Origin of the sequence: Nitrospira lenta (genome assembly GCF_900403705.1) — a bacterium.
Taxonomy (GTDB): domain Bacteria; phylum Nitrospirota; class Nitrospiria; order Nitrospirales; family Nitrospiraceae; genus Nitrospira_D; species Nitrospira_D lenta.
Genome location: NZ_OUNR01000001.1, coordinates 43,836 through 70,798, shown reverse-complemented (window position 1 = coordinate 70,798; position 26,963 = coordinate 43,836). Strand labels below are relative to the sequence as shown.

Below are 26,963 nucleotides of genomic sequence, written 5' to 3'. Positions count from 1 at the left end.
GGTTGTTATGGCGATGGCGCAGTTCCTCGGAGCAGATCGGTCGATCGACGCAGGTCACAGTGTGAAACATTTCTGGCAGATGGTGCGCCGCCGCCGGGCGGTCATTGTGTCCGCCGTGTCGATTATCGCGGTCATCGGCCTGGCCACGGCGTTTCTGTGGCCTCCGGTGTACCGGTCGAAGGCGACGATCCTCATTGAGGAGCAGGAGATTCCCGCCGATCTGGTTCGTTCGACGATCACCAGTTACGCCGATCAGCGGATTGAAACGATCAAGCAGCAAGTCATGAGCCGGGCCAGTTTGTGGAGAATTGTAGAGCAGTACGGGCTGTACCAACGGCTCAGGAAGGGAAGTCCGACCGAGGAGGTTTTGCAGCAGTTCATTAAGGATATTCAGATCGAAGTGATCAACGTCAAAGTGGTCGATAAGCGCACCCAGACTCCGACCCAGGCGACGATCGCGTTCACGCTGGCCTATGACGGAGAAACCCCGGCCCTGGCCCAGAAGGTGACGAACGAGCTGACGGATTTATTCTTGGGGGAAAACCTGAAGTCGCGGGAGCGCCACGCGCAGCAGACGACGGCGTTCTTGAAGCAGGAAGCCGAAAATCTTGCCCGTCACATCGAAGTGCTCGAAGGGAAGATTGCGGTGGTGAAGCAGAAGGCCGATGGAGCCTTGCCCGAACTCACTCAGCTCAATATGCAATTGCTGAATCAAGCGGACCGGGAACTGATCGATGTCGATCGGGACATTCGGAGTCTCGAAGAGCGCAAGCGGTTTCTGGAAGGCGAGTTGGCGACGCTGAAACCCAACACGCCCATGATTGCCGCTAGCGGCGAGCGGATCTTCGATTCGGGGGAGCGGCTCAAGGCGTTGCGCGCGCAATATGCCAGCGCGAGCGGGTACTTGTCCGAGGACCATCCGGACATCATCAAGATGAAGCAAGAGCTTGCGGCTCTGGAGCGGGAAACGGGGGGCGATGCGCCGGGAGAGGATGTCCCGAAGCGATTGGAGGGAGAGCGGTCCCGATTGGCGACGCTGATGGAGCGCTATGGCGCGGATCATCCGGACGTCACCCGTACGCAACAGGTGGTGGCGGGTCTGGAGCGAGACTTGGCGCAGATGGCGCAACGCCCGCCCAGGACGGCGCAGTTCAAACCGGAGAATCCGGCGTATATCAACATCCAGTCTCAACTCGCGTCCACGTCGGCCTCGCTCCAGGCGCTTCAAAAGTCCAAGGTCTCGCTGAAGAAGCGCGCCGGGGAGATGGCCAGACGGGTCGAGCGCCTGCCGGAAGTGGAACCGGAATACCAGGACTTGATGCGCGATCGAGAGGGCACGGCGCACAAGTATCAGGAAATTCGCTCCCGCCTGATGGAGGCCCAGGTTTCGGAAGGGCTCGAAATCCAGCGCAAGGGAGAACGATTCTCCCTGATCGATCCCGCCGACCTTCCTGAGCGCACGGAGCGTCCGAACCGGCCGGTTATTTTGATTCTTACGGGGTTGCTCGCGGTGGCCGGCGGGGTAGGAGCCGGGGCGGCGGCCGAACAGTTGGACGAAACCATTCGCACGCCCCATCAGTTGGGTCTTGCGGCAGGAACGGCCCCGCTGGCGGTCATTCGTTATTTGCCGATGGAAGAGGAGGTCTTGGGTGTGATACGCCGCCGCCGCTATTGGCAGTGGGCGGGAGCCGGAGCGGTGGTGATCGCCGCGGTCGTGGCGCACTATCTCTGGCTGCCTCTCGATATCGCCTGGTTTGCCGCGCTCAGAAAACTCGGTCTGTCCTGATTGGGATAAGGAGAAGACGCATGGAAGAACTCTCGCACGCCATCGAACAGTATAAGCAGGAATCCCGGCAGGGAGCCGGAGGGCGCTCCGAACCCTATCCGTCTTCCCGGCAGATTCCGCCGCCGATCGTGTACTCCAAGACGCGCGTGGTGGAGTGCCGGGAAGAGGTGTTGCGGCGTCACCGCGTTGTAGCGGCGTACGATCGGGGGGAATTTGCCGAAGGGTATCAGTTGTTGCGCACGCAGGTGCTGCATCGCTTACGGGAGAATCACTGGAATGTCCTCGGGGTGACGAGCCCGCGAGTGCAGGAAGGGAAGTCGCTGACGGCGTTGAACCTCGCCATTACCCTGGCGATGGAAACGACGCAGACCGTGCTGTTGATCGATGCCGACTTGAAACGCCCCGTCATCCATACTTTGCTGGGATTCGGGAATTGCCAGGGGCTGGCGGACTATGTGTTGGAAGATTGTCCGTTGGAAGAGATTCTGATCCATCCGGGGTTGGGGCGGTTGGTCGTGCTCCCCGGCGGTCGTCCGATCAAACGGTCCGCCGAGGTGCTGACGTCCACGCGGATGTCGGCGCTGATCACGGATGTGAAGCATCGCTATCCGGCCCGGGTCATCGTGGTGGACCTGCCGCCATTGCTGGTCAGTTCGGATGTGCTGGCCTTCGCGCCTTCGCTGGATGCGCTCTTGCTGGTGGCCGGAGAGGGGATGACCACCCGGCACGATATTAAAGAGTCGCTGGCCCTGGTGCGCGGGGCGGTGCCGGTGCTCGGGACGGTCTTGAATCAATCGGGGAAAGACCAACGGAACGTCGATGCCATGCGCGCGCTGGCCGCAAATTAACCGACTGCCTGCGAGGCTTGTATGTACGAATCGTTTTACGGATTTCGAACCAATCCCTTTACGCTGGTGCCGGATCCTCGCTTTCTCTATCTGGGAAAGCAGCACAAGACGGCGCTGAATTTGCTGGAGTATGGCCTATTCAACCGGGCCATCTTCACGGTCATCACTGGCGATCCGGGAACCGGCAAGACAACTCTGCTGAACACGATTCTGGAGCAGTCTCAGCACGAAGTGACGCTGGGGGTGCTCTCGCACACGCACGCCGGTCTGGGAAGTCTGATGCCGTGGGTGCTGATGGCGTTCAATCTCGACGGGAAGGGCATGGACAGCGTCGAGTTGTTCAAGACGTTTGCGGCCTTCATCGGCCGTGAGCATCAGCGCCAGCGGCGGGTCGTTCTCGTGGTGGATGAAGCGCAGAATCTCGGTCCGGCCATGCTGGAAGAATTGCGCCTCCTGTCGAACGTGAACAACGGGCGGAATCAGCCGTTGCAGATCGTGCTGTCGGGCCAGCCGGGTCTCCGGGGTTTGCTCCAACGCGACGATCTCGTCCAATTCGCTCAGCGTATTTCCGTCGACTATCATTTGCAGGCGCTCGGTGAGGATGAAACGCCGTCCTATATTCGGCACCGCATGGCGATGGCGGGCGGCGCCCGATCGGTCATGACGACCCAGGCCTCGGTCATGGTGCATCGCCTGACCGGCGGCAATGCCCGTTTGATCAATCAAGTGTGCGATGTGTCTCTTGCCTATGGCTATGCGGAACGAGCGGCGCTCGTGACCGCCCACATCGTTTGGCGCGCGACCAACGACCGGCGGGCGGGCGGGATTCTGCCGGTCGCGCCGCATCCGTTGAGCGATCTGCTGAGTCCGGAGGATGCGGTCGCCGAGGAGTTGGAGGTTGCGGCAGTGGCTTCGGTGGCTCCGACGCCCGGACAGACAGAGGCGCCATCCCAGCCGTCGACTGAGCCGCCTGCCCCGTCGCAGCAGTCGTATTACGAGCAGGGGCTTGCGTTCAAACAAGCTGGATCGTACAAGCAGGCGATTGATGCGTTTGAACGAGCGGCGACGGATGTGCCGCAGCAGGTTCGGGCGATGTCTCAAGTTGCGGTGTGCCTCAGTGAGGTTGGCCGGCACGAGGATGCGGCTAAGGAACTTGTGGCCCTCTTGAAAAGCGGCCAGGGAACCGAGAGCGAGCGGCTCAATCTTCGCTATTTCCTCGCCCGCACCTTGGAGATCCTCCAGCGGCCTCAGGCCGCGCTCGAACTGTACACGACCATTCATAAGAAAGATCCAGAATTTCGGGATGTCGAGAGCCGTCTTCGCCGCCTCAGTCCGGGATGGGGCATGGGTTCCTTCAGCTCGCCGGGATGGATCAAAGGCGTGGCGAAGTATTATAGTCAGCGCCTACGGGCCTGCTTGTAGATTGTGTTTGGGGCGTTCTCTTGATGGTTCGTTCGGCACGGCCGCGCTCCGGATACTCCCTTTCTTCTGAGCTACCCGGGACCCGATCCACGTCTCACTTGGCCGGAATCATCCTGTCCTACTCTGCCGGTGTGGTGCGTGGCGATGAAGGAAGGACTGCGCATGAAGACGGCGGCAGCGGCGATTTCTATATCCGCTTCGATTCGTGTCATCGGCCTGTTGGCCATTCTTGTCAGCCTAGTCTTCGTGTTTGATGATCCGCTGGCCCGCGCGGAACTCTCAGCGCATCAGGTGATGCTCGTCGCCAACGCCAATAGCCCGGACAGCCTCATGGTGGCCGAGCATTATGCCTTGCGCCGGGGAATCTCTCCGCAGAGTATCGCCAAATTGGATCTCCCGCTCGCCGACACTATGAGTCGGGAGGACTATGAGCGCCGGCTAGTGGCGCCCCTGCGGCAGGCGATTATCGCGCAGGGCTTGCACAAATCGATTCGTGTGATTGTGACGGTCTATGGCGTCCCTCTCCGGGTCGCCGCCCCAAGACTCACGGACGACGAAGAACGCTGGCGTCGTGATGCGGCCGACCGGCTTGGCGCCGCGCGGGTGCGACTGGAGGCGCTTGAGCGTCGAGCCGGAGCCATTGCCAGGAACTCCGCCACCGCTCCCGCCGTAGCGCAGGCGGAGAATCCTATCGCCTATGAACGCAACATCGCCTTCTTGCTGCGCATCGACGAAGCCGTTCGAGATTCCGCCAAGCGGGTCGGGCAGCTCAAGCCGCCGGCCGATGCGCCGTGGTCCGCACGGTTGGAGGCGGTTGTTCGGGATCATCAGGGGGTGGCCGGGCTCTCGCAACTGCGGCATGAATTTCCACGGAAGGGGCAGGAGTCCGAGAGCGATGCCGCCACGCAGATGCGCGCGCAACAAGCGGAGGGATTGCAGCTGCTATTGGGATCGGTGGCTCTTCCCATTCGCGACCGGCGGGCGGAGTTGTATCGCCAGGTTGAGCAGATCTACGGAGTCTATGGTGTGTTCGGTCTGGCGGCTATGGAATTGAATCAGTTGTCTGACGAGTATGCCGACGCGAGCGTCGACAGCGAATTGAGCTTGTTGTGGTGGGATCGGTCGCTGTACGCCACGGGGTGGCGTCGGGAAAATCCGCTGCATCATGCGGCCAAGAAGTCCGGGGGAAGCCGTCGGGAGATTCCTGTTCTCATGGTAAGCCGGCTCGATGCCGCGACCGCCGATCTGGCGAGCCGGCTGGTGGATCGCGCGATGGAGGCGGAGCGGCAGGGGGTGGCCGGAACCGTCTATCTGGATGCGCGAGGGTTGCCGGTCAAGGGGCCGTCCGATACCTATGGGCGGTATGATCAAAGCCTGCGGGACTTGCATCAGTTTGTCACGCAGCGCACTACCTACCGCTCGCAACTCGACAACACTGAGGCGCGGTTTCAGCGACCCGGCGATGCGCCGGATGTGGCGCTGTATGCGGGTTGGTATCGGCTGAGGCAGTATGAGGATGCGTTTACCTTCCAGCCCGGGGCGATCGGTTATCACATGGCTTCCGCTGAAGCGGTCAGTCTGCATGGCTCTGAGGAGACAGGCTGGTGTAAGAATGCGTTGGATCGCGGAATTACCGCGACGCTCGGCTCTGTCGGGGAACCTTATCTGGATGCGTTCCCAGAGCCGCTCGAATTCGCCGCGCTGCTGCTGACCGGTCAGTATTCATTGGTCGAGTCCTACTATCTGACCAGTCGCTGGGTGAGTTGGCGCATGGTGCTGGTCGGTGACCCGCTCTATAACCCTTGGAAGAACAACGCCGCGGCCAAGCGCTCCGCCTTGACCATGTTTCCGCTGGCCCCCGTTGCCCCGTCCGACCAGGCATTTGCCGATCCGCTTCTTGCCAAAGATGATGTGAAGCGTGTGCAGAGCCAATCCCGCATTAGGCTCGATGCGATTCTTCGAAATCAGACTCGAACGGGAGAAGCTTCTTGAGACGACGAATCGGAAGGGGCAGAGGTTCGCTCGATTTCTAGATACGGATATAGCGTCGAAAGAGATTAGTGCCTGGGGAGTGGTTCAATGAGTTTGTATCCGAGCGACTTCACGCCCACGATCGCCTCATTCAGCAGAGGCAGTTTCTGTTTCAGGCGCCGGATGTGTACGTCGACGGTTCTTGTGGTGCCGAAATAGTCGTATCCCCACACGGCATTCAACAGAACGTCGCGGGTGAGTATCCGACCTGGGTTTTGCAGGAGGTGTTCCAGAAGGCCAAACTCTTTCGCCGTCAGGGTGATTTCTTGCCCGTCGTTGATGACTTCGTGGCGTGAACGATCCAGGACTAATGGCCCGAAGCTGTACGCCGCTTGCGGCGCGCCGGTGGTGCGATCGAGGCGGCGGAATAGGGCGTTGACTCTTGCCGCCAGACTCTTGGGGGTGAAGGGTTTGGTGACGTAGTCGTCGGCGCCGAGTGCGAGCCCGATGATCGTGTCTGGCTCTTCAGTCTTCGTGGTCAGGAGAATGACGGGGAGGGAGGCGGTCTCTCGCAAGCTCCGGATCTTCTTGCAGAGCTCTAGTCCGTCCATCTCAGGGGGCATCAGATCCAGAAGAATCATGTCTGGACGCTCGCTCCTGGTGAGCTGGAATCCTTCCTCTCCGGTTTTCGCGTAGACGGTTCGAAACCCCTCTTTCTCCAAGTAGATCGTCGCCAGCCGTGCAACGTCAGGTTCGTCTTCGACGATGAGAATGGTCTTTGGCGCGATCGTGGTCATGGTGTGCGATCCGGTGAATGTGAGCTCTGACCGGTTTCCCATGCACGATCAGTCTTTCTAGGATAGCGCGCCAGTGTTACGGCTGTATCAAGCCTTGTGAAACCGGTGCACCGCGGATCCGCCGATCCGGTGTGCATGCATGAATCTTCGTGGGCACGCGTGGCGGGGCAGGCAGTCGCGCTGAGTTGGCCTGGGATCCGAGAACGTTCAGGCTGAGATGGCGTTTGAATACTTGACATAGTGTAAAGTATGCGTGTACTTGTATGGGATGGGTGAACGGCATCGAGCTGAGCCAGTCAGCAATATCGACAATCGGCTGAAGGCCCTTCGGGTCGCAAAGGGCTTGTCCCAAGGGGATTTGGCGAAGTCTGCCCATATCACCCGTCAGGCGGTGTCTTCCATTGAAAGCAGCCAGTATCTTCCCACCACGGCCGTAGCATTGCGCTTGGCGGGGGTCATCGGCTGCCGGGTGGAAGACCTCTTCAGTCTGCGGGCAACGGGAGAAATTGTCATCGGTGAACTGGTTGGGGAGCAGGATCGGTGGGACGATAATCAGATGCCGCTGCGAGTCAAGGTGGCTAGAGTCGAGGACCGGTATGTGATTCGACCGGTCACGGCCCTAGGCGAGCTGCTCGCCTATACGGTTCCGGCCGACGGTCTGCTGGTAGCCAATGACGTGTCTGCGAAGGCTCGCGGAAAGGCGGCGAAGCGCGCACGGGTCCAGCTTCTCAGAGATCGTCGTATCATCGAGCAAGAAATTGCCATTGCCGGCTGTGATCCCGCGATCTTCCTCGCCGGAGAATATTTGCGCCGGTATAAAGAAACGGCCACGGTAACCGGCTGGACCATGGGGAGCAGCGCCGCGCTCGAGGCGTTGAAGCGTCGAGAAGTGCATGTGGCCGGCTTGCATATCGTGGATGGGAAAACCGGCGAGTCCAACCTGCCGTATCTGCGCCAGCACTTGCGGGGCGATGACTATCTGATTGTGACGTTTGCCGCCTGGGAGGAAGGATTGATCGTGCGGCAGGGAAACCCCAAAGGCATTCGCAAGATCGAAGATCTCTCCAGGAGCGATGTGACGCTCATCAATCGCGAAGAGGGCGCCGGGGCGCGCCACTTATTGGACCAACGGCTCGAAAAAGAAGGGATGCGGAATCGGGATGTGCGAGGCTACAACTTGATTGCGGATTCACACTTTCAAGTCGCGCGGCGCATTGCGGAAGGGCAGGCCGACGTCGGAGTCGGTGTCCGGTCGGCCAGCAATATGTTTGGATTGGATTTTATCCCCTTGCAGCAGTCCCGCTACGATCTCGTCGTGCCCAAGCCGTATTTAACGGCCCATCCCAGTATCGGCAATCTTCTTGAGGCGATCGTCAGCCGCCAGTTCCGCACGGAGATTGAAGCACTTGGGGGCTACGATACCACGGAGACGGGAAAGATCCGGCAATTGCGGCCGGAGTAAATCAGCCGCTTCACTCGGTCTTCCACATGAACAGGGTTACAGGTTAGCGTTGGCAGGCAGGCAGCCGCGCCGGCGGTCTGATCCGCCAGCACGGCCGTGTGTGTGAAGAGTTTGGATTCTCTGTTTCCTCCATCGTCACGATCCGGTCCATATCCGTCTATTGTTCATCGCGCGTTTGAGCAGGCTTGATGCGATATCGCGCGGAAAGAGCTTCGGCCGGGGTGTGTCTCCACGGAGCCCCTCCCGCTGCCGCGCTCTTCATGGCGCGCGCGCGTGGTTGGCGTACGCTGACGGGTTGGGGTGTAAAGGCCTGAGCCACGAGAGGGGATGACTGATCGACCGGGGTCTTGCTGCGGGCAGAGGCCGATCGCAGTTTGAATCCGAGTCCCCTGACGGTTGACACGAAATCCGACGATACGCCATAGGGGACAAGTTGCTGCCGGATTGAGGAGATGTGAACATCGAGCGTGTGCGGGCAGAGGGCGTAATCTTCACCCCAGACGCGATCAATCAAGGCATTGCGGGACAGGAAGTGTCCGGGCGCAATCGCGAGGCTTTTCAAAATGCGAAATTCAGTCGGCTTCACATTGACCGGTGTCCCGGCAACGCTGACCGTATAGTTCTGCAAGTCGATAGTGACGCCGTCAAACCGGTAGAGGTCTGAAACCGAGCGATCCCATCGCTGGCGGCGAAGGATGGCTCCCGTCAGGGCGACGACCATTGCGCTGCTTGCGTTGCACACGGCTCTGGCCGCGCCATTCTCGAGATCTTGGATGCAATGTTGTTCATCGCAGCCTTCGGCGTGATGGGCGATGGTCACGATGGGAATGCGGAAGGGCGTTTCGTGATGCAGGCGCAAGAACCCGGATTCGTGACGGTCCACGACGATGATCGACAAGTCGGAGGTTCGCAGCTTCCGGAGTGCTTCATCCTGATTCCGAACCGCCATAAACATATAGCCGGCCTGCAGCATCGCCGTCCGGAGGTTGTTCCTGAGGCGCTCATTGAGGGTGACGAGGAGCACAGTGCCCTTGAACATCTTGATGCGCATGGTGGTACCTCTTTTCCGGTGTGACAAAATAATGGGACTGAAATAGTCGCGTCATGACATCGAGGCCGCCGCTCGCGAGCGGTCGTGCTGCTGAACGAATCCCAGAGATCGCGCTTCGTCGAACTCGCTGGAGAGTACGATGCAGCACGGCACGATAGGGCCTTGAGCCTGTTGTCGCACCCATGCGTCGCCGTGGCCGATGTTGACTTCGAGCGAATCGCCGACCTGCCAGGCGGCTGCCGAGGCCGTGCCGACCTCAATCAGAACGGAAAGCGTCACGTCGCCTGCGCTTAGTGTCAGATGAAGCGCGGTAGGCATGGCGCGTACGGCGCGGACGACGGTTCGCAGCCACACCGAGGTCGGCGTCCCAGCGGTATTCGCCGGCAGGCGAGACGGCGGCGTGTGGACGGAAGCCCGGGTGCAATGGCAGACCTGTATGCGCTGGGGATCGATCACGACGTTGACCGTATCCCAGGTCGTCAGCGGCACGCGCGCGCCGATCACGGGAGCGGAACTTTTCAGCGTAATGGGATCCTGATGGATCTTGACGGTCGTCGAGCCGGCTTTGCCATGTGGGCTCGCCAGGACAACACGTCCGACCCACCGATTCCACCGTTGCTTGCCGCGGCGAAATCCGCCGGCCTCCAACTGAACGGCTTCCTGCGGGATTGTGAGGTGCACGGGTTGACCGGCCTCAAGCGTTCGACGCGCCGGAGCGGCGAGCGGCCAGCGTACATGAAGGTCGGTACGTTCTCCGATGCGGATGCGATACGTCGTCTTGGTGAGTCCGGCCGCACCGGAGATCACCACGCCGGTCAAGACATTGGGACGCAGCGCTGCTGCGGCCGCGTCATCTCCGCAGGGAGGCGACGTGTGACTGTGAGGTTCGCTCCATTCTGACGGCTGACGGTTAAGATGCGGCATGATGATCCTCCCTTGATGAAGCCTGGGACGCTTAAAAAAACAATCGGTACTGAATTCTGATCGCGTTCTCGACCAATGTGCCGCCGACGGCATCGACTGGAATAGAGGCGTTGGGAAACGTTGCCTGGGAAGAATTGATGACCGGTAATGGGTTGCTGCGTCCAATGGCAAAGCCACCGGTGCCCATGGCAACATTCGAGTAGGTAATTTGGACCGCATGGTCGTAGGTGCCGTTGATAAACCAGTTCAGCGACACGTCCGCCTGCTTGATCAAGTCGGCTGCGGCGTTGGTATCGGGGTCCCAGTAGGAATAGCGTGCGGCCAATTCCAGATAGCGGGGGATGAGGTAATAACCGCTTTGGGCATACCAGCCATAGGCATTTCCCAATTCGCCCGGTGCCTGGCGTGTGCAGGTGAACGGAGTGCCTGCAATGAATCCTCCAACCCCTAGTTGCTGGGAGTATTCTACGCAAGGCGGGCCCTTCTCGCGGCGGATGACATTCTTGTAATAAAACTCTCCTTGTAGGGAGAATCCGCGGTACTTGAACACGCTGTCTACCGCCCACGTGGCATAGTCCACGACGCCCCAACCCAACTGACGGCCGTTGCCGCCCGCCGCGATCTGGCGCCGCACGTTTAAATTCGCCAGATCGACTCCGATGAAGGCATTGTTCGTGCTGGTGTTGACGCGCGGGTTGTAGGCATAGCCGCCGCCGATGGCGAACTGCGGAGATTTCGAGTAGGCCATATCTCCTTCGCCGTATCCCGGTCGGCCCAGCACGTTCCAATTAAGCCGGGCTGAAAACATGAGCCGGTCGAGGCTCCGGCGGGTATCGGCATTCAGGTTGCGTTGCAGGGGGCTCACCTGAAGGGTGGTGTTCGTAATATCGCTGCAAGTGACCGCACCAGGTGGGAACGGCACTGTCTGTTGTCCCCCTGGGCAGCCCTGCTGAATCTGTTCACTGTCGAAATTCCCCAGCCGCGTAAAGTTGGGGCCCGCGCCGCCGAACACGCCGAGGTAGTAATTGACCGGATGGCGTTCCTCGTCGTTCATGATTGTGAGGCCGATGTCGCGGCGGTCCAGGCCGCTGGCGGTGAAGGCGTCCTGCACGAGGGCGCGCTCAGCGAATTGCATTGAGGCGGTCGAGTTGATTTGCGCGCGATTGAAATAGACTTTGTACTGGCCGATTTGAGCGTTCGCCCAGTCCAGCTTGGTGTTGAGGATGTAGTAGTCGTACAGTTGGACGGCGCTCTGCGTCTGCGAGCTATCGCCGGCGGAGTCCATGCGGATCTGAACAAAGAACTTCATGTCCGGGTCGAACACATGCCCCATGAAGTATAGGCGGGCGCGACGAAGGCTCATCGTCGAGGCGTCCTTCTCCGACCGATTGACCCGGTAGTCTCCGAATACACCGACGAGATCCGGGAAGTTTTTTCCGTCGCCCGGGTCCCTCCATGCCTCGTTGCGCGCGCGCTGTACGAACTGCGCGTCAAGGCGCCCGCGAATGCGTAAGAGAAACGCATTGTCGGTCGTGCCCAAATTGAACCCCCGGTCGTACCAAAACTTGAAGGCCGGTTGGCGGAGATAAGCCTGCTCCTCGTAATCCCGCATCAGGGCTGCGTACCGCTGCTTTGTGACGCGGCCTTGGGCCAGCGCGTCGTCTAGTAGAAACTTTGTCACCGGGTCGATTCCGTCCGCGGCGGCGGCTGGAGGATCCTTGATGAATGGACCGTTGGTTTCGCCGGCGATGGCACCGCCTCGAGAGTCGATGCCGCTCGCAACGCCGATGCACAGCATGAGCATTAGTCCGATCGTGCGCCGCCGACGGGCGGTTGCCGCCGGCGTCACCGGTGTTATCTTGTTCCGCATGACCAATTCCATGATGCAATCCATGATGACTGTGCGTTCATGGGACCTTTCGCGGGGCCCGATGCGCGTGTCACGCCGACGATTGTGTTGTCCTTACGGCGACGTGGCGCCGGTCAATAAGTTCAGATCCACGGCGGAATCGTTCAACAGCGGGTCGATTCTGTAGAAACGACCGGGTTCGAAATACACCGAGTACGTTTTCTCGGGAGTCCATGGACTGGGATAGTTCCGATCGTAGGCGTCCGCCTTACGGATCGGCTGTTCCGCATGAAAGTAATCGATGTGCAGGTGCAGATAGTGATCCCGCACCTTGATCCATCCGCCGGTGACATCGCGCCAATACCGGGGGTTCCGTCCCGGCGAGACCACTTCAAAGCGGACCCGCTCTCGAAATCCCACTGTCTGCAAGGCCTCGCGAAGGACCGGGGCCAGCGCCGTGAGTTCCATCTCTCGAAACAGCTTTCTGGGCGGGGTGTCGTCGACCAGCAGGCGGACCGGTGCGCGCGATTCGACGCGAACGGAATAGCCGCGCAAGAGCGTGAGGATGTGCTCCTGCGAGAGCTCGGTTGGGCTGGTGTACGCCTTGAGGGGGGCATCAAGGTCGGTTTCGAGCCGTACCGCGACGCGATCGTCTTCGTGCAGCACGCGTGTCGTCTCGGGGAGTCTGGCGCAACCGGCGAACGTGAGGCCGAGCGACAAGAAGAGGAGCGTTGACTGTAACCCGATCGTAAGCGATGCCCGCATGGCGATTCCTGGTTGCACTTCGATGATTCGTAGAAATACAGAATACATTACATCATTGTCAACTATACGATAGGGCTAAAAGTCAGTGCGTGGTCGGGTAGATGTGGTCGTGAACGCGAGGGTTGTGATCTGAATGGCATAGATGGGGCGGATATTCGGGAGCGGTGGAGTCATGTTACGAGCCGATCAAATCTAGTCCATCAATATTGACAGTATGACAACTATACGCCTATAGGTCACTGGTGGGACGGAGGAGCGTGCGGCGCGCACGCCGTCGTTGTTCGGTATGCGTGCTCAGCGGATTCACGATGACATTGCTTATGGAACAGCAGGCTGATCGGGCAAGTGACACCTTCGCGTCGCTTCGCGCTGTCGCGGAGAGCACGCGCACGGCGCTGGTCATGCTGTGCGTGGCGTTGGGGCTGGCGAGTCCTGCGCGGGCGGGATCGACGGATGCCGCCAACCCGGCGTTCCACATCGGCGCCGGGACCGTGACCGGGCTTGGAACGGCCAATGTGACGGTGAACCAGGCGTCGCAATTGGCCAAAATACACTGGGACAGTCTCGGTAACAAAGCAGGCGAAGTCCTCCGGTATAACCAACCGTCGACGGGCTCCGTTGCTTTGAATGTCATCGGCGGCGCCGATCCGAGTCAGTTTCTGGGATCGGTGTTCGCCAATGGCTCGGTCATCTTCATCAATCCGAACGGGGTGTTCTTCGGCCCGCAGTCGCAAGTGAACGTCGGCGGGCTCATCGCATCTTCCCTGAATCTCACCGATACCAACTTCGTGAACGGTCACTATGCATTCGACGGATCCGCCTCTGCCGGGATGGTGCGCAATGAAGGATTGATCACCGCCGGGCCGTTCGGCGTGTATCTCTTGGCGCCCAATGTGACCAACAGCGGCATCATCACGACGCCGGGAGGCCAGATCGCGTTGGGGGCGGGAACGACGGCCTATCTGTCGAACCGGGCCGATGGGCGCGGCTTCCTGACCGAAGTGACTGCTCCGGCCGGTGATGCGTTGAACGTCGGGCGCATGATTGCCGACGGCGGACAAGTCAGCATGATCGGACGGTTGGTGACCCAGAGCGGCCTCGTCCAGGCGAACACGGTCCGGCAACAGAACGGCAAAATCGAACTCGTGGCGAGCGATCGAATCGCGCTCACGGCGGGAAGCGTAACAAAAGCTCAAGGTGACGATCAGGTGTCGTCGGACGGGGGCACGATTCTCGTGAAGTCGAACCTCACGACCGGTCAGACAGAGTTTTCCCACGGCGCCGTGATCGATGTCTCCGGCGGTGTACAGGGGGGGAACGGCGGGTTTGCCGAGGTAAGCGGTTCAAGTGTTTCCCTCGGGGGGCGATTTTTAGCCGGCGTGGCGCAGGGGTATCGCGGGGGGCGCTTTCTCATCGATCCGACCGTTGGTACACAGACCGTCTCTACGTCTGATTTGGAAAGTTTCTCCGGCAGCGGCGCCTCGGATGTGGAATTCAGGTCTCCCGCCGGAACAGACCTGACGGTAAGCGTTAGCTACTACAACCTTGCACCGGTCTTTGATCCGGATAGCGGCGCGCTTCTTTCCGGCTGGGCGCTACCGGCTGGCCAAACAGGGTTTCTCAGGTTTACCGCAGGAAACAATCTGATCTTCTCACCGAACACGATCATTCAGAACGGCGCGTCGTCCGGGGCAAGCGCCGGCCTCTCGACCGCAAAATGGAGCTACGTGCTCAAGGCCGACAACGATATCTTGTTCAATAGCACGAAACTGTTTACCGGCGGCGGTGGCAGCCTTTCCTTGGATGCCGTACGAGACATCAAATTGGTTCCCGACGCTGGGGGCGGCCATACGATTCTCCAAACCTTCACCGGCGGCAACCTGTCGATTATCGCTGGCCGCAATCTGATCGCGCCCAGTGCATTCCAAGGGGGAATACCTGGTCCCAGCAATCAATACTCCGGCATTCGATTGGAAGGTATCGGCAATCTCGATATTACGACCAGGACCGGAGATTTTTTGGGCGGTATTGTCAATGGCCAGAAAGCCGGCCCGGGATTCGTACTCTCATCAGGAACCGCGACGCTCGATATCGGCGGCAGTCTCGGTTCATCGGACAACTATGCCAATGTTACGGTGGGGACTCGTTTCGCTGACGGCACCAGCGGAAAGACCACCGTCGATGTGACGGCCCAGAACAATATCTATCTCGGCCTCGTGCAGGATCGGGGCGTGGCAGATCGAATTCCTGGCCAGACGCCGACGTTATCCGTGACCGCCCATCCCGAAAGCTCCGTGAGCCTGTTCTCACGCCAAGGCGACATTCACTTAAGTCCGCCGAGTCCCGGTCCGGGCATCTTTGGCGACGTGCGGCGGAGAATCTATCCTGCGTCCCTGATTGCGCGCGCGCCGGGCGGAAACATTTTCTTCGAGAGCCTGCTCCAGTTCTGGCCTTCGCCGGTTGGGACGCTGCAATTTTCCGCCGGTCAATCGATTCTGGGTAGCCAGGACGCGGGCATCGCGCTGGATTGCCCATCGACCTGTAATCCCATTACCAATCCGGCTTCTCAGACCGTCTCACCGATTACCCTCAGCGCCGGCGGCGACATCAGTGGGTTGAGTCTTCACCTGATCGATTCCTATCGCAAACGGGTGACGATCTCAGCCGGAGGCGATATCACCCGCGTCTCCGGAAGATTCGCGGTGCCTGATTATGGCCGAGACCAGGCCGGCCAGCTCATCCCGGCCGTCTCGATCTCGGCGAGGCGTATCGATTTCTCCGGACAAATTCAGGGTGATACGAATTCTGGATTTACCTTCGGCGGTAACGGCCTGGCTCGTGTGACGGTCAGAGAAGATTTAAATCTTGGGCAGAGTCAAGGTCTGCGTTTTGTCTTTGACGCGAAGACACTCACGACCGAGGGCAATCAGGGCGGGCTGTTGGACGTGGCGGTCGGCGGCAACCTCCTCATGACGCAGTCGAGCATCCGAAGCGATCATGGCGCGAGTGTGTTCATTCACGGATTGAATGCGGGCGCACCGATCGCCGGTTCGAGCGCCTTGGCGACCAGCGCGACGCTTGGTGTCACGACGGTGAATGGGCAGCGTGTGCTGGCGGTCGGCGGTGTCCCGATTGTAGGGCAGGATGGCCGCACGCTCATTCCGGTGAACGACGACAATCAGGTGCTCCTTGGAAATGTCATCTACATGGCCGGCGGAAAGGCCGTGCTGGATATCGCGGGATTGCCGGTGGCTGTCGGGGCGAGAGATTCCGTCGTGGGGCAAAGGGTTCTGTTGGTGAACGGGCAGGTGGCGTTGGGCTCGAACGGCAAGCCGGTCTCAGTGGAAACCGCCACGTCCAGCGTCATCACGTCCGGCGATCTCGTGCATAACACGGCGGTACTTGATCGGCCATTGGTGCAACTGGCCGATGGCACGGTCGTGGCGGTCATCAACGGGAAAACCGTCTTGGGGACGCTCTCTGGAACCGCCGCGATCGATGGCCGTCCAAGCGTGGGAAACGGGGGCGTCACGCTGTCGGTCGATGGACGTGCTGTCCAGGTTGTCGTGCCGGTCGGAGGAGCGGTCAATGTCGGGAGCAAAGGCAACGCTCCGAACGTGGAAACGGGAATTCTCACGGTGCGCGGTGGAGCCATCGATCTGAAGGCCACCGGGAATGTGGATGTGAATCTGTCCCGGATTGCCACGCTGGGCGGGGGGAATATCACGGTGACGTCGACAACCGGCGACATCAACGCGGGAAGCGGCGCCCGCGGCGATGTCACGCAGTTTCCAATTTCAGAAGTGGGACCGAACGGGACAATCGTGAGAACGTTCTTCCAGGTTCCGGGAAGCGGGATTTTTACGATCCATCCGCAGGACGGCAATTTACCGAATATCCCGGCGTTCAACCCGATCTCGCCGTTTGAAGCGGAGGTCCTCATGCATCAATTGTTCGGACATGATGTGTCGTCGCTGGAACCCTTGATTCCAGCGGCCCGGGAGGCCTGGAAGAATCAATACGACCAGAGTGTCCGGCAGCTCTTTGCGGGATTTCGTCTCGGAGACATCAGGCTGACGGCGGGGCACGATGTCATTGTGCCGCCGGCCGGTATCCGTGGCCGCAACATCACGATCGAAGCCGGGCACAATCTCGAACTGCAAGGAGGGGAGATCCGGGGGATTCTCAATGCCCAGCTCGGCGGCGTACTCAAAGGACCGCTGTCGAGCATCACCGGTGCCTTCGTCATCCAGCAAGGATTTGGTTCCAACGGCACACCCGGCCAGTCACTCGGTCTCGGCAACATCACCGGCAATGTCGGCAACGTCACGACGACATCGTCGGTCACGGCGAGCGCGTCGACGACCTCGCTGACCCTTTCAAAAGCCGCAGCGGAGGCCACGTCATCTCAGCGGGACGGCGAATCGAAGACCGTTTCAGATCGCGGGAAAAAGAAAGGCGACGGACAGCTCGCCGCCGGCTCGCTCCGTGTCAGGGACAAAGTCAAAATCAAAGTCGAGACCAAGCAGGAACCGGCGATGTGACCAATGGACAGGCCGTCAATGACCGTCGTTTCACGAGTTGCACAGGATGTTTGGGCGAACATCCGGAGAGGAGGTGAGCGCCCAATCGATACACGCGAGTGAGCCAATGCAATGCGATCGCCGGTCCGCGTGATGTGGAATGGCGGTCGAGTGACTGTGGGTAAGAGATGCGATGGAGTGTGTTCAGAACAAGGAAGGTGAATGATGAACAACAGGACAACAAAGAGAGTCCGCAGGGCCGCAGCCGTAGCGCTATCGGCCGTCTTGGGGTTGGCTGGACTGCCTCAAGCCGCCTCAGCCTTTCAATTCAATAACGGAGACTTAGTTCTTGCCATTTTCGGCAATAGCACGGAGCTCTACTACGATATCGGCAACTTTGCGCCGCTTCTGACAGTAGGAGCGCAGGCGTCGTTCGACATCGCCGCGCTTCCCGGATCGCCGTTCGCACCGGGAACGGGCGTTGTGGCCGGCCCGGAGACGCAATGGACCATCGTCGGGCGGAATCCGGTCACTGCGACTCCAGCGGCAAACGGGATCTATACCTTTTCGGCATCGCAAAATCCGGCGGAGAATATTTCGATTGTCCCTGCGATCGCTCCTCAAAATTCGCGCATCCAGGGATGGAATTCTGGCCTCAATACGCAGACGGGCCCGACTCCCGCGGGGCCGGGGGCGTCCGTGCTGCTGCCTTCCAGCAATCCCGCTGCCTTCACGAACCCCGATAATTTCAACCTGAGCGGAACCTATGGTGGGTCGTGGAATGACGGGGGCATGCAGGGATCTATCGGAGACGTCCTGCATCTCATACAGGGACGCGTGCGCAATGAATCCGGTGTCTTCAATACCATCTCGAATGTCGGCCGGGCCACTCTTTCCGCAAGCGGGATGTTGACCGTCTGCGGCGGCGCCGATTGCAGCGTGGCACCCATCCCGGTTCCCGCAGCGGCCGTGCTGTTCGGCAGCGGTTTGGTCGGCTTGGTCGGCATTGCCCGGCGCAAGCTGGCAGCCTTAGCGGTCTAGGATGCGTGCCAAGAATTACCAGACAATTACGCGACAGAAAAGGAGTGCGATATGTCACCTAAGTTGATTACCGGCAGGGGGCGCGTGGCCGCCGCTGCTGCGATTGCGGTTGGTCTCCTGACGCCCTATGCGGCACAGGCTGACCTGAATATCGTCGGGTCCACCCACGGGCAAAATTACCAGGGCGTCGCCAACCCGGTAGCGGGTCAAGCGGCGGCATCGATTCCGCTGAGTCTCTGCGACGCCGGCGGGCCGATGCCGGAGCGCTATCAGAATCAGGGGAATATCACGGATCTTACCGATGCCAACATTCTGATTCCAGCCGGCAATATCGTCGTGTGGCGGTGCACCGTCGGCGGAGTGCCGAATTTCGCCTTCCGTTACACCGGCGGATTTTCGGCCAAGGGATACGGCAACATCAAGGCGCCCTATGTGCTCCCTCCGGGGACTCCCAACGCGGCCGCGCTCTTTACGACCATCGTGCCGGGCGGAACGGGATGTACGGCGGCCACGGGCGGCAATCCCAAGACAGACCCGGGCACCGGCCGTCAGTACAACAGCTTCCAAAGCTGCTCGCAGAAAGAGCTGGTGCAGGCTGATTTTGCGACGTCGGACACCAAGGGCACGGCATTTACGAATACGATGTGCGATCCGCAGACCGTGCCGTCTTGCGCGTCGCCGATTTCTGATACCGGGATCGTCTCCTTTCCCATCACGGCGACTCCGTTTGCCATGATCGTCGGGAACGGCGTGCAGAAGTGCGATCCCGTCACCCAAGCGGCGGCCGGGAAGATTACGCTGACTCGGCTGCAAGTGGAAGCGATCTTCAGCGGACAGGTCTCGAGTTGGAATCAACTCGGTTACTGCGTGTATCCCGTCCAGGCGCTCTCGCCTCCGGACGGTGCATTGGGTGCGGGCGCCGGAGATATGTCTCCGATCGGCACGCCGTTCAATGGCAGCATCGATCAATCCATCGTGACCTGCTCGCGGCCGGTGACGGCCGGAACTCGCATCGCGTTCGATGCGACGATGATGAAAGATGCCGCGGAAGTGAGCTACGGCACGTACACCTTTCCGTTCAACACCGACATCAACTATCTCGCGCCGACGGTGGCTGACGGATTAGCCTGTGTGCAAGGACGGGCGGCAGCACCGACGACTCCGGCGAACAATAACGCCATTACCTACAATCGGGCAGATGAATCTGCCAGCCCGTTGGTCTTCGGCACCGGCAACGTCGGGCGGATGCGCGGCGGGTATCCGGTTCCGGTAGATGGGGCCTTGCCCAGCAACTACCTCGCACCGGCGGTTCTCGCGAACCCCACCAGTGCAGAACGAGCGGTCTCGCAGAAGGAGTTCCGCTGCGGCCGGTATCCGTTCTGGTCCGACTGGGTCGGCATTCAACGGACGTCGGGTCCGGCGAATCCGAACCAGGCGCTGTGGAATCAATACGTCGCGGCGATCGGCACCCTGCTGCCGAAGACGACGACGGGGTATTTCTGGGCGCGGAACGTCCGCCAGCCCGGTCAACCCGTGAACACGGAGATGTCGGTGACCAAGGGTGAAACCAAGGGCCCGATCAACTTCGAACCGGGCGATCATCCAGCCTGCCGGTAAGGCCGGATGTGCGGTGAGATCCCGGGAGGCAGCGCGTACCCGCGCTGCCTCCCGGGGACCTGCGGGAATTGGTTGGGCAGGAGGTTGTTTCACGAGCAAGCGGTACCCGAGTAATCAGCTGACCGATCCTTCCCGCTTCCGGGGGGAGCGCGACATACATGCTGTTAGAAAGTGTGACGAGTTTTGGCACCAATGGGCGTTGGGGGCAAAACATGGGCCTGGAAGGAGTGTCTGGTTTTTGTGACCTGCGCTGTTCTCATCGTGCCCGCCTTCGATTGCGCGCTCGCTGCGCCATCGAAGGCGCAACCGGCTCGGCAGGATGCCGCGCCGGCGGGTGCCGATGATCCTACGTTTGCCATTCGGGATTTTTTTGTTGAAGGGAACAGTCTCCTGTCGCTGGAGCGCGTCGAGTCTATTCTTCTGCCCTATACCGGTACGGCACGGCGATTCAGCGATATCGAGCAAGCCCGCGCCGCCCTTGAGCAGGCGTATCGCGAGCTGGGCTATCCCACCGTCGCCGTTACGGTGCCGGAGCAGACCGTGGAGTTCGGCATCATCACGCTGACGGTCCTCGAAGGCCGGATCAAATCCATCGAGGTCACGGATACCTGGTTCTTCTCTCATGGGTATGTGCGGGACAAGCTCCCGTCGATCAGGATCGGCGCGCTCTTGCATGAGCCGACCGTCTTGAAGCAGCTGGATGCGCTGAATACCAATCCGGATCTGAAAGTCGTTCCGATTCTCAAACCGTCCGACGAGCCCGGCTTGCTGGATCTTGAATTGAAAGCCAAGGAGCGTCCGCCGGTGCATGGGAAAGTCGAACTGAACAATCGCGGCGTCCCGACCACGCCGAGGCTTCGGCTGAACGCCGCCCTGCAATACACTAATTTGTTCGATGCGGATCAGACGCTCACGGTGCAGACTAGCCAGACACCCCAGGATTGGGGAGCGGTGGAAGTGTATAGCGGCAACTACGTCATTCCGCTCGGAGCGCCGGATCATCAAGTGATGTTCTATGGCGCGACCGCGCGCAGCCGCGCCAAGCTCGGGGAAAGTCCCATTCCGGTCGGCGGCGGGCTCGACATCATCGGCAACTCGGTCATGGCCGGCACGCGCTATCTGGTTCCGTTCGCCGAAGGCGGAGCCATGAAGCATCAACTGTCGTTGGGGATCGATTACAAACATCTCGGACGGAGTACGGCGGAAATTGTCGGCGGCTTCGGCTCCATTACGGTCAGTAATCCCATCACCTATACGCCGGCGTCAATCGGGTATATCGGGGTGCGCCAGGACCAATGGGGTTTGACGAAGATCACGCTGACCACACGTGGGTATGTTGCCGGACTGGTGCACCAAGGCGCGAAGGAAGATTTTCAAGGCGATCCGAACGATCCTTTAGAACGGCCGGGACTGCGGCGCGGTTCGAGCGGGACCTTCGCCGTGGTGCAAGGCGGGATCGATCGGTATCAGAGCCTGCCGCAAGACTTTGCGCTCTCGGCGCGAGTCGACGGTCAGTGGGCCAGTGAAGCGTTGATCCCGACCGAGCAGTACTTTGCCGGCGGACTGGAATCCGTGCGCGGTTATCGCGAGTACGAAGCGGTCGGCGATCATGCGATGCATGCGACGGTGGAGCTGACGAGCGCGCCGCTTCCGCAATGGCCGTTGGAAAACGTGCGCCGCTCGATTCGCGTGGCCGCGTTCTACGATGTTGCGCATCTCTGGGTGAAGAACCCGTTGCCGGGGCAGACGGCCCGATGGAATCTGCAAGGCGCCGGCGTGGGGGTGCGGTTCGCGCTGAACGAGCACTTGCGCGTTCGCTACGATGCGGCTTGGGCGTTGACACATGGGCCGTTCACGCAGGCCGGCGGATTCTACGGGCATTTTTCTGTGGAAGCGGTGTTTTAAGCGGCGCAGCCGGTTCGAACGATTGAAAGGCGAGGGGGCGTGTCATGGAGATGGTGTCCGGCGGAGTCGGGTTTGCGCTCAGTCACGCGACGCTCGAAGGGAAAATCACGATTGCCGTCTTGCTCGTGTTCTCACTCGTGAGCTGGACGGTCATCCTCAATAAGTTCCGCATGCTGTCGAAAGCGAAGACACGAAACCGGCTGTTCCTGGATTTCTATTCCCGATCCAAAGGGCCGCTGGTGATTTTTTCCAAAGGGTTGCTGCCGCAGTTGCAGGGATCGCCGATGTATGAGCTCTATTGGGGAGGCTGTGAGGAGTTGGCCGCGCAGCGGGAGAAATACAGCACCGAGAAGATTCCGCGTCACGGGATGAGCGCGGTGCGGATTGCCTTGGAGCGGGTGCTGGGCGAGGCGGCGGTGGGGCTGGAGTCGGGGATGATCGTGCTGGCGACGGCCATCAGCGGCGGACCCTTTATCGGGTTGCTCGGCACCGTGTGGGGCGTGATGGATACCTTCGCCGGCATCGGCAAGGCCCAGTCGGCCACGCTCGCGACGATGGCGCCGGGTGTGGCGTCGGCGCTGATAGCGACGGTCGCCGGGCTGATGGTCGCCATCCCATCGCTCTTTTGCTACAACGTGCTCGTTACGAAAATCAAAACGCTCATGATGGAATTAGACAATTTCGCCGCCCATCTCGAAACCGTGTTCATGACGGAGTTTCTCCGCGAGACGAACGGGACCGCCTTCGCCCAGGACGACATCGAAGAGTACCGTCCGCGCGGGCAGGACCAGGATGCGGAGCCCTCCTCGGCAGCGACGGGGCATTGATGCGGGACTTGCGAGAGGGGCATCGGGAGGTTGGGAACGGTTCCGACGCACCGTACTGTGCTTGCGGATTCCGGTGTGACGGAGCATGACGCGCGCATGAGACGATTCTCCAGAAAGAGTCATAGCGCAGTCGCGGATATCAACATGACTCCGCTCCTCGATCTGGCGTGGGTCCTGCTCGTGATTTTCATCATCACGACGACGGCGATGGTGCAGGGTATCGAACTCAAATTGCCGGAGTCGACGCCGCATGAAACGGATATGGAGAGCAATACGCCGACGCTCTCGGTGAAGAAGAACGGCGATATCTATATGGACGAAGAGCCGGTGAAGCTGAGCGAGTTGGAGCGGCTTATCCGGGATTTGAAAGCAGCGAAAGGCGGCAAGCTTCCGCTGGTGCTGCGGGGCGATGCCGCAGTCGAGTACAAGCACGTCGTGGCGGTGCTGGACATTCTTCAACGGATTCCGGTCGAAGATCTGGCGATTGCAACGAAACCGATCGAAGAAGGGCTGTAATGCGCATGCGATGGGGGCGACCGATCGATCCCGTGCTGCGCCGAAACGATTTCGTGACGTATGCCTGGTTATACCGGTTATCACAGGAACAAGCGGAACGGGTGGAGTACCACGACCATCGCCGCTGTGCTGGCGGTGCATGGTGTGCTTGCCGTGGGCGCGTACCGGATCGCTCAGACGGACTATTTCCAACATCTGATCAAGGTGTCGAAGCTGGTGACGGTTCCAGAACCGGTGAAGCCGAAGGATCCGCCGCCTCAGGACAAGGACGAGCCGGCACCGGAGTCGCCGCCGGAGATTCCGCCTGAGTCTCCGCCCATGGTGAAGGACCTGCCGCCGGAACCGGCGCCTCTAGAACCGGCGGACGAGCCGTCTCCCGCACTGCCTTCGGCCGGAGAAGACGCGGACTCTGCGCCGGTGGATGCGGGACCGATGGTGATCGGCAAGGGGCGAGGCCGGTTCGCGGGGTACGAGGATGCGCTGATGGCCTCCATTCACGCGGTGTATCAACAACCGCCGGAGCTGCCGGACGCGCTGGAGTATGCGGTGTTGTGCCAGTTGGTGCTGGATGAGGAGGGGCATGTCCTCACGTATCAACTGTTGAATTCGTCGGGGAGTCCGCTCTTCGACCGTTCGGCTCAGTTGGCGCTGTCGCGGTTGCGGCAAGTTCGGCCTCCGCCTCCCGGGATGTCCCGGACAGTCGTGGTGAAGTTTTATCCTCCGTAGTCGGGAGCGCGTGCCGGTATTCGCAGAGGGGTTGTCTCAGGATGTTCAAGATGTCCTTGCCGCAAATGGATCGTCATCAACTGGCTGCCTGGCTCCTTCCGGCGCTATTCTTGGGCGCCGGCGCGCTGGTGTTGGCCCATGGTGTCAATGCGGTGGTGGCGGACTCCCTCTCGCTTCCCGTTATCCAAGCGGAGGCACAGGGCCTGGGTGTGTCGCGAGAGCCGGATGTTCCTGCGGCGCAGGTGAACAGTCAGCAGTTGGTTCACGATATTTTGTCCAGCGGATTGTTTGTGCTTCCGCCGCCGCCCGCGGCTGTAACGGCGCAAGGCGTCACCGCCGTTTCCGTCGGTCCTCCGCTGGATGCGGGGAGGAAGGTTGCGTTGCTCGGTATTGTGATGGGCGCATCGGGGGCGCAGGCGATTCTTGAGGAGCTGCCCGGCAGGAAACAAGTGCTCTATAAGGTGGCGCAACGGATTCCCGACGTGGGTGAATTAGCGGCGATTGAGAAAGATCGCGTGTTATTTCGTGAGGGCGCGCAAGAGGAATGGCTGGATCTTGCGATTGTGAAACAGCGGGCCGAGATGAAGCCGTTCCCGCGGCCGTTCCAACCGGCGATGGAGGGATCGCCGTCGATTCCGGCACCGGCGGCTCCGCCCGGCCGGCGCATCGTCGATCGCGCTCAGTTCGTTCAGCTGGCGGCCTCTCCCCAGGCGTATCTCAATGAGGCGCGGTTTCAGCCGCATTTTTCCGGGAACGGCCAGCTGGATGGGTTTCGCGTGGACGGCCTTCGGCAAGTCGGGGCGCTGGAGAGCGCCGGTTTAAAGAATGAGGATGTGCTCGCAGGCATCAATGGAGTCGAGCTGCGCGATCCGGGGCGGCTCTGGGAGATATTTAAGCAGCTTCAGCATGAACGGACTGTCCGGCTCAATGTCGTCAGACAGAGTCAGCCGATGACCCTTGCCGTGGAGATACGGTGAGGGCACGCACACGGGAAGGTTTGGTGACCGGCACGCCCACCGGTCACTAGGTCTTCGCATTCGGAGGCATACGGGGTTGCTCCCGGGCCCTCTGATTGTGGACGGGCTGCCGTGAATAACGGCAGCCCGCTCCCCCGTCCCCCACGCTGGCCGACGCGGACAGTATCACGGGTCCTTGGTTGAGGAACGCCCGTGGTGGCTGTCTGGAATCAGATGAAGGAAGGAGGTGGGGCGATCTTCTCGGGTGCCTGGTATTGAACGATCCGGCGGGGCCCGCATCGGCGAGGTTGTCCGGAGAGCGATCAAGTTATCCGACCATAGATTCATCATGAGGGATTGCATGAGACTTCATTGGTGTCCCAACTGCCGGCAGCGGAAGATGTTTGAGACGGGCGCGTTTTGGAGGTGCGGGGCTTGTGCCTTTGCCGTCACAGAAACCGCGCTCTGCGCAGACGAACAACGCGAACCAGATCGGCGTTTTGGGAAAGGATTTGCCGGGTCCTATAAGTGTGTCACTGAATTGAACGGGGATGATGTCTCCGACGTTCAGTGCCGCGGAGCGGGCTCGATCCATCAATGGACAGCAGCCAGGTTCAGAGTACGGAGTCAGAGGTGAATCCATGAATCGTCGTCGGTGTGTCGTGTTAGGGATGGTGGTCGCCCTGTCGGTTCCGGTGAGCGGATATTCCGCCGATGGGGCTGGTTCGCCGCACGAGGGACATTCCCAGATGTCGCCTGTGTCGTCCGCCTGTCTATCCGGGGCCGGGGTCGAAAGCGTTCAGATTGAAACGTCGGATCTGGCCCCCTATGAACAGTTCTTCGACATCGTAAAGGCGCCGGTGATCGAGCAACGCGAACATCCTGGCCGGGATCGTCTCAAGGGCTACTGTTATCGCGGGCTCTCGATTGTTGTGCGGCAGGACTTACAACAGCCGCGCCCGACCGGATGGGTACAGATCAATTTCTCCGTGCCGGACGCGGCGGCCGTTCAGCAGGAGCTGGAACGATTCTATCAAGCGTCCCCAGTCGCGAAGCTGGGGGAGTCAGAGCGGAATGCGATCATCCGGTTTCGGCTGAAGCCGGAGGTGAAGCGCGGCGACCGCCAGGCCGTTCGCTTGGAGGTGTTCGGCCCGGAGGGTTTTATGATCGGATTCAATCAATACAAATAGAGGAGTCTCATGAACAGTCAGTCAAGGCTGCTGTCGTGTCTTACGGGTCTCTGTGCCTGGTTGCTCATCGCGCCGGGTGCGCAGGCGGAACAAGTGCAAGTGGCGGTCGCTGCCAATTTCGTTCCGCCTTTTAAGGAAATTGCGGCAGAGTTCGAGAAAGCCTCCGCGCACAGTGTCCAGATCAGCGCCGGGTCGAGCGGAAAGTTTTATGCGCAGATCAAGAACGGCGCGCCGTTCGAGGTGTTCTTATCCGCCGACGACGAGCGGCCCAAACTGCTTGAAGACGAAGGACTGGGCGTAAAAGGAAGCCGGTTTACGTATGCGATCGGACGGCTTGTGTTGTGGGGCCAGGACCCTGCCTTGGTGACGGGGGCGGACACGTTGCGAACCGGCACGTTCAAGCATTTGGCCATCGCCAATCCTAAGACTGCGCCGTATGGGACGGCGGCCATGCAGGCCATGATGAAATTGGGTGTATGGGAGAGTCTCCAGCCCAAGATCGTGATGGGAGAAAATCAGGGGCAGACCAGCGGCTTTCTGGAGTCGGGCAACGCGGAGCTTGGATTTCTCGCTCTCTCGCAGGTGCTCGATGAGAGGCTGCGAGGAAAGGGAAGCCGGTGGGAGGTGCCTGAAGATCTCCACGAACCGATCAAACAGGATGCGGTGTTGTTAACCAAGGGCCAGAACAGCCTCGCGGCCAAGGCGCTGATGGAATTCTTGCAGAGTCAGCGGGCGCGCGCCGTGATCGAGCGGTACGGCTATCACGTGAACTAAGTGGTGAGCAACG

20 protein-coding genes are annotated in these 26,963 nt (G+C 60.4%); 15 read left to right on the top strand and 5 right to left on the bottom strand.

The window, feature by feature from the left end:
- Positions 1–7: 7 nt before the first annotated feature.
- From NITLEN_RS00325 to NITLEN_RS00310, 4 genes are all read left to right on the top strand, one after another.
- Positions 8–1,786: a GumC family protein gene (locus NITLEN_RS00325; RefSeq protein ID WP_121987594.1), complete on the top strand. Its 1,779-nt coding sequence runs from the start codon at positions 8–10 to the stop codon at positions 1,784–1,786.
- A 20-nt stretch (positions 1,787–1,806) separates the two neighbouring features.
- Entirely contained in the window at positions 1,807–2,634 is an 828-nt protein-coding gene (locus tag NITLEN_RS00320) for a CpsD/CapB family tyrosine-protein kinase (protein WP_121987593.1), read from the top strand.
- A gap of 21 nt (positions 2,635–2,655) precedes the next feature.
- Complete coding sequence (locus NITLEN_RS00315) at positions 2,656–4,056, top strand: AAA family ATPase (protein ID WP_121987592.1); 1,401 nt, start codon at positions 2,656–2,658, stop codon at positions 4,054–4,056.
- A 162-nt stretch (positions 4,057–4,218) separates the two neighbouring features.
- Positions 4,219–6,048 (top strand): TIGR03790 family protein, encoded by a 1,830-nt coding sequence (locus NITLEN_RS00310; protein WP_181416540.1) that lies wholly within the window; start codon positions 4,219–4,221, stop codon positions 6,046–6,048.
- Positions 6,049–6,113: 65 nt separating this feature from the next.
- On the opposite strand, the gene NITLEN_RS00305 is transcribed toward NITLEN_RS00310, so the two are convergent.
- Entirely contained in the window at positions 6,114–6,866 is a 753-nt protein-coding gene (locus NITLEN_RS00305; protein ID WP_245924348.1) for a response regulator transcription factor, read from the bottom strand.
- Between the two features lie 226 nt (positions 6,867–7,092).
- Here NITLEN_RS00305 and NITLEN_RS00300 point away from each other — a divergent pair, with 226 nt between their 5' ends.
- A complete protein-coding gene (locus NITLEN_RS00300; RefSeq protein WP_121987590.1) occupies positions 7,093–8,286 on the top strand; it encodes a substrate-binding domain-containing protein in 1,194 nt (397 codons plus the stop codon).
- A 157-nt stretch (positions 8,287–8,443) separates the two neighbouring features.
- Here NITLEN_RS00300 and NITLEN_RS00295 read toward each other — a convergent pair whose 3' ends face one another.
- The 4 genes from NITLEN_RS00295 to NITLEN_RS00280 form a co-directional block, all read right to left on the bottom strand.
- Positions 8,444–9,337, bottom strand: a complete 894-nt coding sequence (locus tag NITLEN_RS00295) for a response regulator transcription factor (RefSeq protein ID WP_121987589.1) — start codon at positions 9,335–9,337, stop codon at positions 8,444–8,446.
- 51 nt (positions 9,338–9,388) lie between these two features.
- Positions 9,389–10,261: a hypothetical protein gene (locus NITLEN_RS00290; RefSeq protein WP_121987588.1), complete on the bottom strand. Its 873-nt coding sequence runs from the start codon at positions 10,259–10,261 to the stop codon at positions 9,389–9,391.
- A gap of 31 nt (positions 10,262–10,292) precedes the next feature.
- Positions 10,293–12,143: a porin gene (locus NITLEN_RS00285; RefSeq protein ID WP_121987587.1), complete on the bottom strand. Its 1,851-nt coding sequence runs from the start codon at positions 12,141–12,143 to the stop codon at positions 10,293–10,295.
- Between the two features lie 81 nt (positions 12,144–12,224).
- Positions 12,225–12,875: a hypothetical protein gene (locus NITLEN_RS00280; protein ID WP_146216046.1), complete on the bottom strand. Its 651-nt coding sequence runs from the start codon at positions 12,873–12,875 to the stop codon at positions 12,225–12,227.
- 308 nt (positions 12,876–13,183) lie between these two features.
- On the opposite strand from NITLEN_RS00280, the gene NITLEN_RS00275 reads away from it, so the two are divergent.
- From NITLEN_RS00275 to modA, 10 genes are all read left to right on the top strand, one after another.
- Positions 13,184–17,419 (top strand): two-partner secretion domain-containing protein, encoded by a 4,236-nt coding sequence (locus tag NITLEN_RS00275; RefSeq protein WP_146216045.1) that lies wholly within the window; start codon positions 13,184–13,186, stop codon positions 17,417–17,419.
- Positions 17,420–17,620: 201 nt separating this feature from the next.
- Positions 17,621–18,439 (top strand): hypothetical protein, encoded by an 819-nt coding sequence (locus tag NITLEN_RS00270; protein ID WP_121987584.1) that lies wholly within the window; start codon positions 17,621–17,623, stop codon positions 18,437–18,439.
- 51 nt (positions 18,440–18,490) lie between these two features.
- The gene (locus NITLEN_RS00265) at positions 18,491–20,056 is read left to right on the top strand and encodes a substrate-binding domain-containing protein (RefSeq protein ID WP_121987583.1); all 1,566 of its coding nucleotides are present in this window, start codon (positions 18,491–18,493) and stop codon (positions 20,054–20,056) included.
- A gap of 240 nt (positions 20,057–20,296) precedes the next feature.
- Positions 20,297–21,961 (top strand): ShlB/FhaC/HecB family hemolysin secretion/activation protein, encoded by a 1,665-nt coding sequence (locus NITLEN_RS00260; protein WP_181416539.1) that lies wholly within the window; start codon positions 20,297–20,299, stop codon positions 21,959–21,961.
- Positions 21,962–22,005: 44 nt separating this feature from the next.
- Positions 22,006–22,788 (top strand): MotA/TolQ/ExbB proton channel family protein, encoded by a 783-nt coding sequence (locus NITLEN_RS00255; protein WP_121987581.1) that lies wholly within the window; start codon positions 22,006–22,008, stop codon positions 22,786–22,788.
- A 96-nt stretch (positions 22,789–22,884) separates the two neighbouring features.
- Entirely contained in the window at positions 22,885–23,304 is a 420-nt protein-coding gene (locus NITLEN_RS00250) for an ExbD/TolR family protein (RefSeq protein ID WP_146216044.1), read from the top strand.
- Between the two features lie 60 nt (positions 23,305–23,364).
- The gene (locus NITLEN_RS00245; protein ID WP_121987579.1) at positions 23,365–24,030 is read left to right on the top strand and encodes an energy transducer TonB family protein; all 666 of its coding nucleotides are present in this window, start codon (positions 23,365–23,367) and stop codon (positions 24,028–24,030) included.
- Positions 24,031–24,080: 50 nt separating this feature from the next.
- Positions 24,081–25,007 carry a hypothetical protein gene (locus tag NITLEN_RS00240; protein WP_121987578.1) on the top strand — a complete coding sequence of 309 codons (927 nt, stop codon included), beginning with the start codon at positions 24,081–24,083 and terminating at the stop codon, positions 25,005–25,007.
- 620 nt (positions 25,008–25,627) lie between these two features.
- Positions 25,628–26,176 (top strand): hypothetical protein, encoded by a 549-nt coding sequence (locus tag NITLEN_RS00235; protein WP_146216043.1) that lies wholly within the window; start codon positions 25,628–25,630, stop codon positions 26,174–26,176.
- Between the two features lie 9 nt (positions 26,177–26,185).
- On the top strand, positions 26,186–26,950 hold the full coding sequence (gene modA, locus NITLEN_RS00230; protein WP_121987576.1) for a molybdate ABC transporter substrate-binding protein: 765 nt from the start codon (positions 26,186–26,188) through the stop codon (positions 26,948–26,950).
- Positions 26,951–26,963 lie beyond the last annotated feature (13 nt).

Coding starts and splice junctions, on each gene's coding strand:
- NITLEN_RS00325 (WP_121987594.1), top strand. CDS start 8: ATGGCGATGGCGCAGTTCCTCGGAGCAGATCGGTCGATCGACGCAGGT.
- NITLEN_RS00320 (WP_121987593.1), top strand. CDS start 1,807: ATGGAAGAACTCTCGCACGCCATCGAACAGTATAAGCAGGAATCCCGG.
- NITLEN_RS00315 (WP_121987592.1), top strand. CDS start 2,656: ATGTACGAATCGTTTTACGGATTTCGAACCAATCCCTTTACGCTGGTG.
- NITLEN_RS00310 (WP_181416540.1), top strand. CDS start 4,219: ATGAAGACGGCGGCAGCGGCGATTTCTATATCCGCTTCGATTCGTGTC.
- NITLEN_RS00305 (WP_245924348.1), bottom strand. CDS start 6,866: ATGGGAAACCGGTCAGAGCTCACATTCACCGGATCGCACACCATGACC.
- NITLEN_RS00300 (WP_121987590.1), top strand. CDS start 7,093: ATGGGTGAACGGCATCGAGCTGAGCCAGTCAGCAATATCGACAATCGG.
- NITLEN_RS00295 (WP_121987589.1), bottom strand. CDS start 9,337: ATGCGCATCAAGATGTTCAAGGGCACTGTGCTCCTCGTCACCCTCAAT.
- NITLEN_RS00290 (WP_121987588.1), bottom strand. CDS start 10,261: ATGCCGCATCTTAACCGTCAGCCGTCAGAATGGAGCGAACCTCACAGT.
- NITLEN_RS00285 (WP_121987587.1), bottom strand. CDS start 12,143: ATGGAATTGGTCATGCGGAACAAGATAACACCGGTGACGCCGGCGGCA.
- NITLEN_RS00280 (WP_146216046.1), bottom strand. CDS start 12,875: ATGCGGGCATCGCTTACGATCGGGTTACAGTCAACGCTCCTCTTCTTG.
- NITLEN_RS00275 (WP_146216045.1), top strand. CDS start 13,184: ATGACATTGCTTATGGAACAGCAGGCTGATCGGGCAAGTGACACCTTC.
- NITLEN_RS00270 (WP_121987584.1), top strand. CDS start 17,621: ATGATGAACAACAGGACAACAAAGAGAGTCCGCAGGGCCGCAGCCGTA.
- NITLEN_RS00265 (WP_121987583.1), top strand. CDS start 18,491: ATGTCACCTAAGTTGATTACCGGCAGGGGGCGCGTGGCCGCCGCTGCT.
- NITLEN_RS00255 (WP_121987581.1), top strand. CDS start 22,006: ATGGAGATGGTGTCCGGCGGAGTCGGGTTTGCGCTCAGTCACGCGACG.
- NITLEN_RS00250 (WP_146216044.1), top strand. CDS start 22,885: ATGAGACGATTCTCCAGAAAGAGTCATAGCGCAGTCGCGGATATCAAC.
- NITLEN_RS00245 (WP_121987579.1), top strand. CDS start 23,365: ATGCCTGGTTATACCGGTTATCACAGGAACAAGCGGAACGGGTGGAGT.
- NITLEN_RS00240 (WP_121987578.1), top strand. CDS start 24,081: ATGTCCTTGCCGCAAATGGATCGTCATCAACTGGCTGCCTGGCTCCTT.
- NITLEN_RS00235 (WP_146216043.1), top strand. CDS start 25,628: ATGAATCGTCGTCGGTGTGTCGTGTTAGGGATGGTGGTCGCCCTGTCG.
- modA (WP_121987576.1), top strand. CDS start 26,186: ATGAACAGTCAGTCAAGGCTGCTGTCGTGTCTTACGGGTCTCTGTGCC.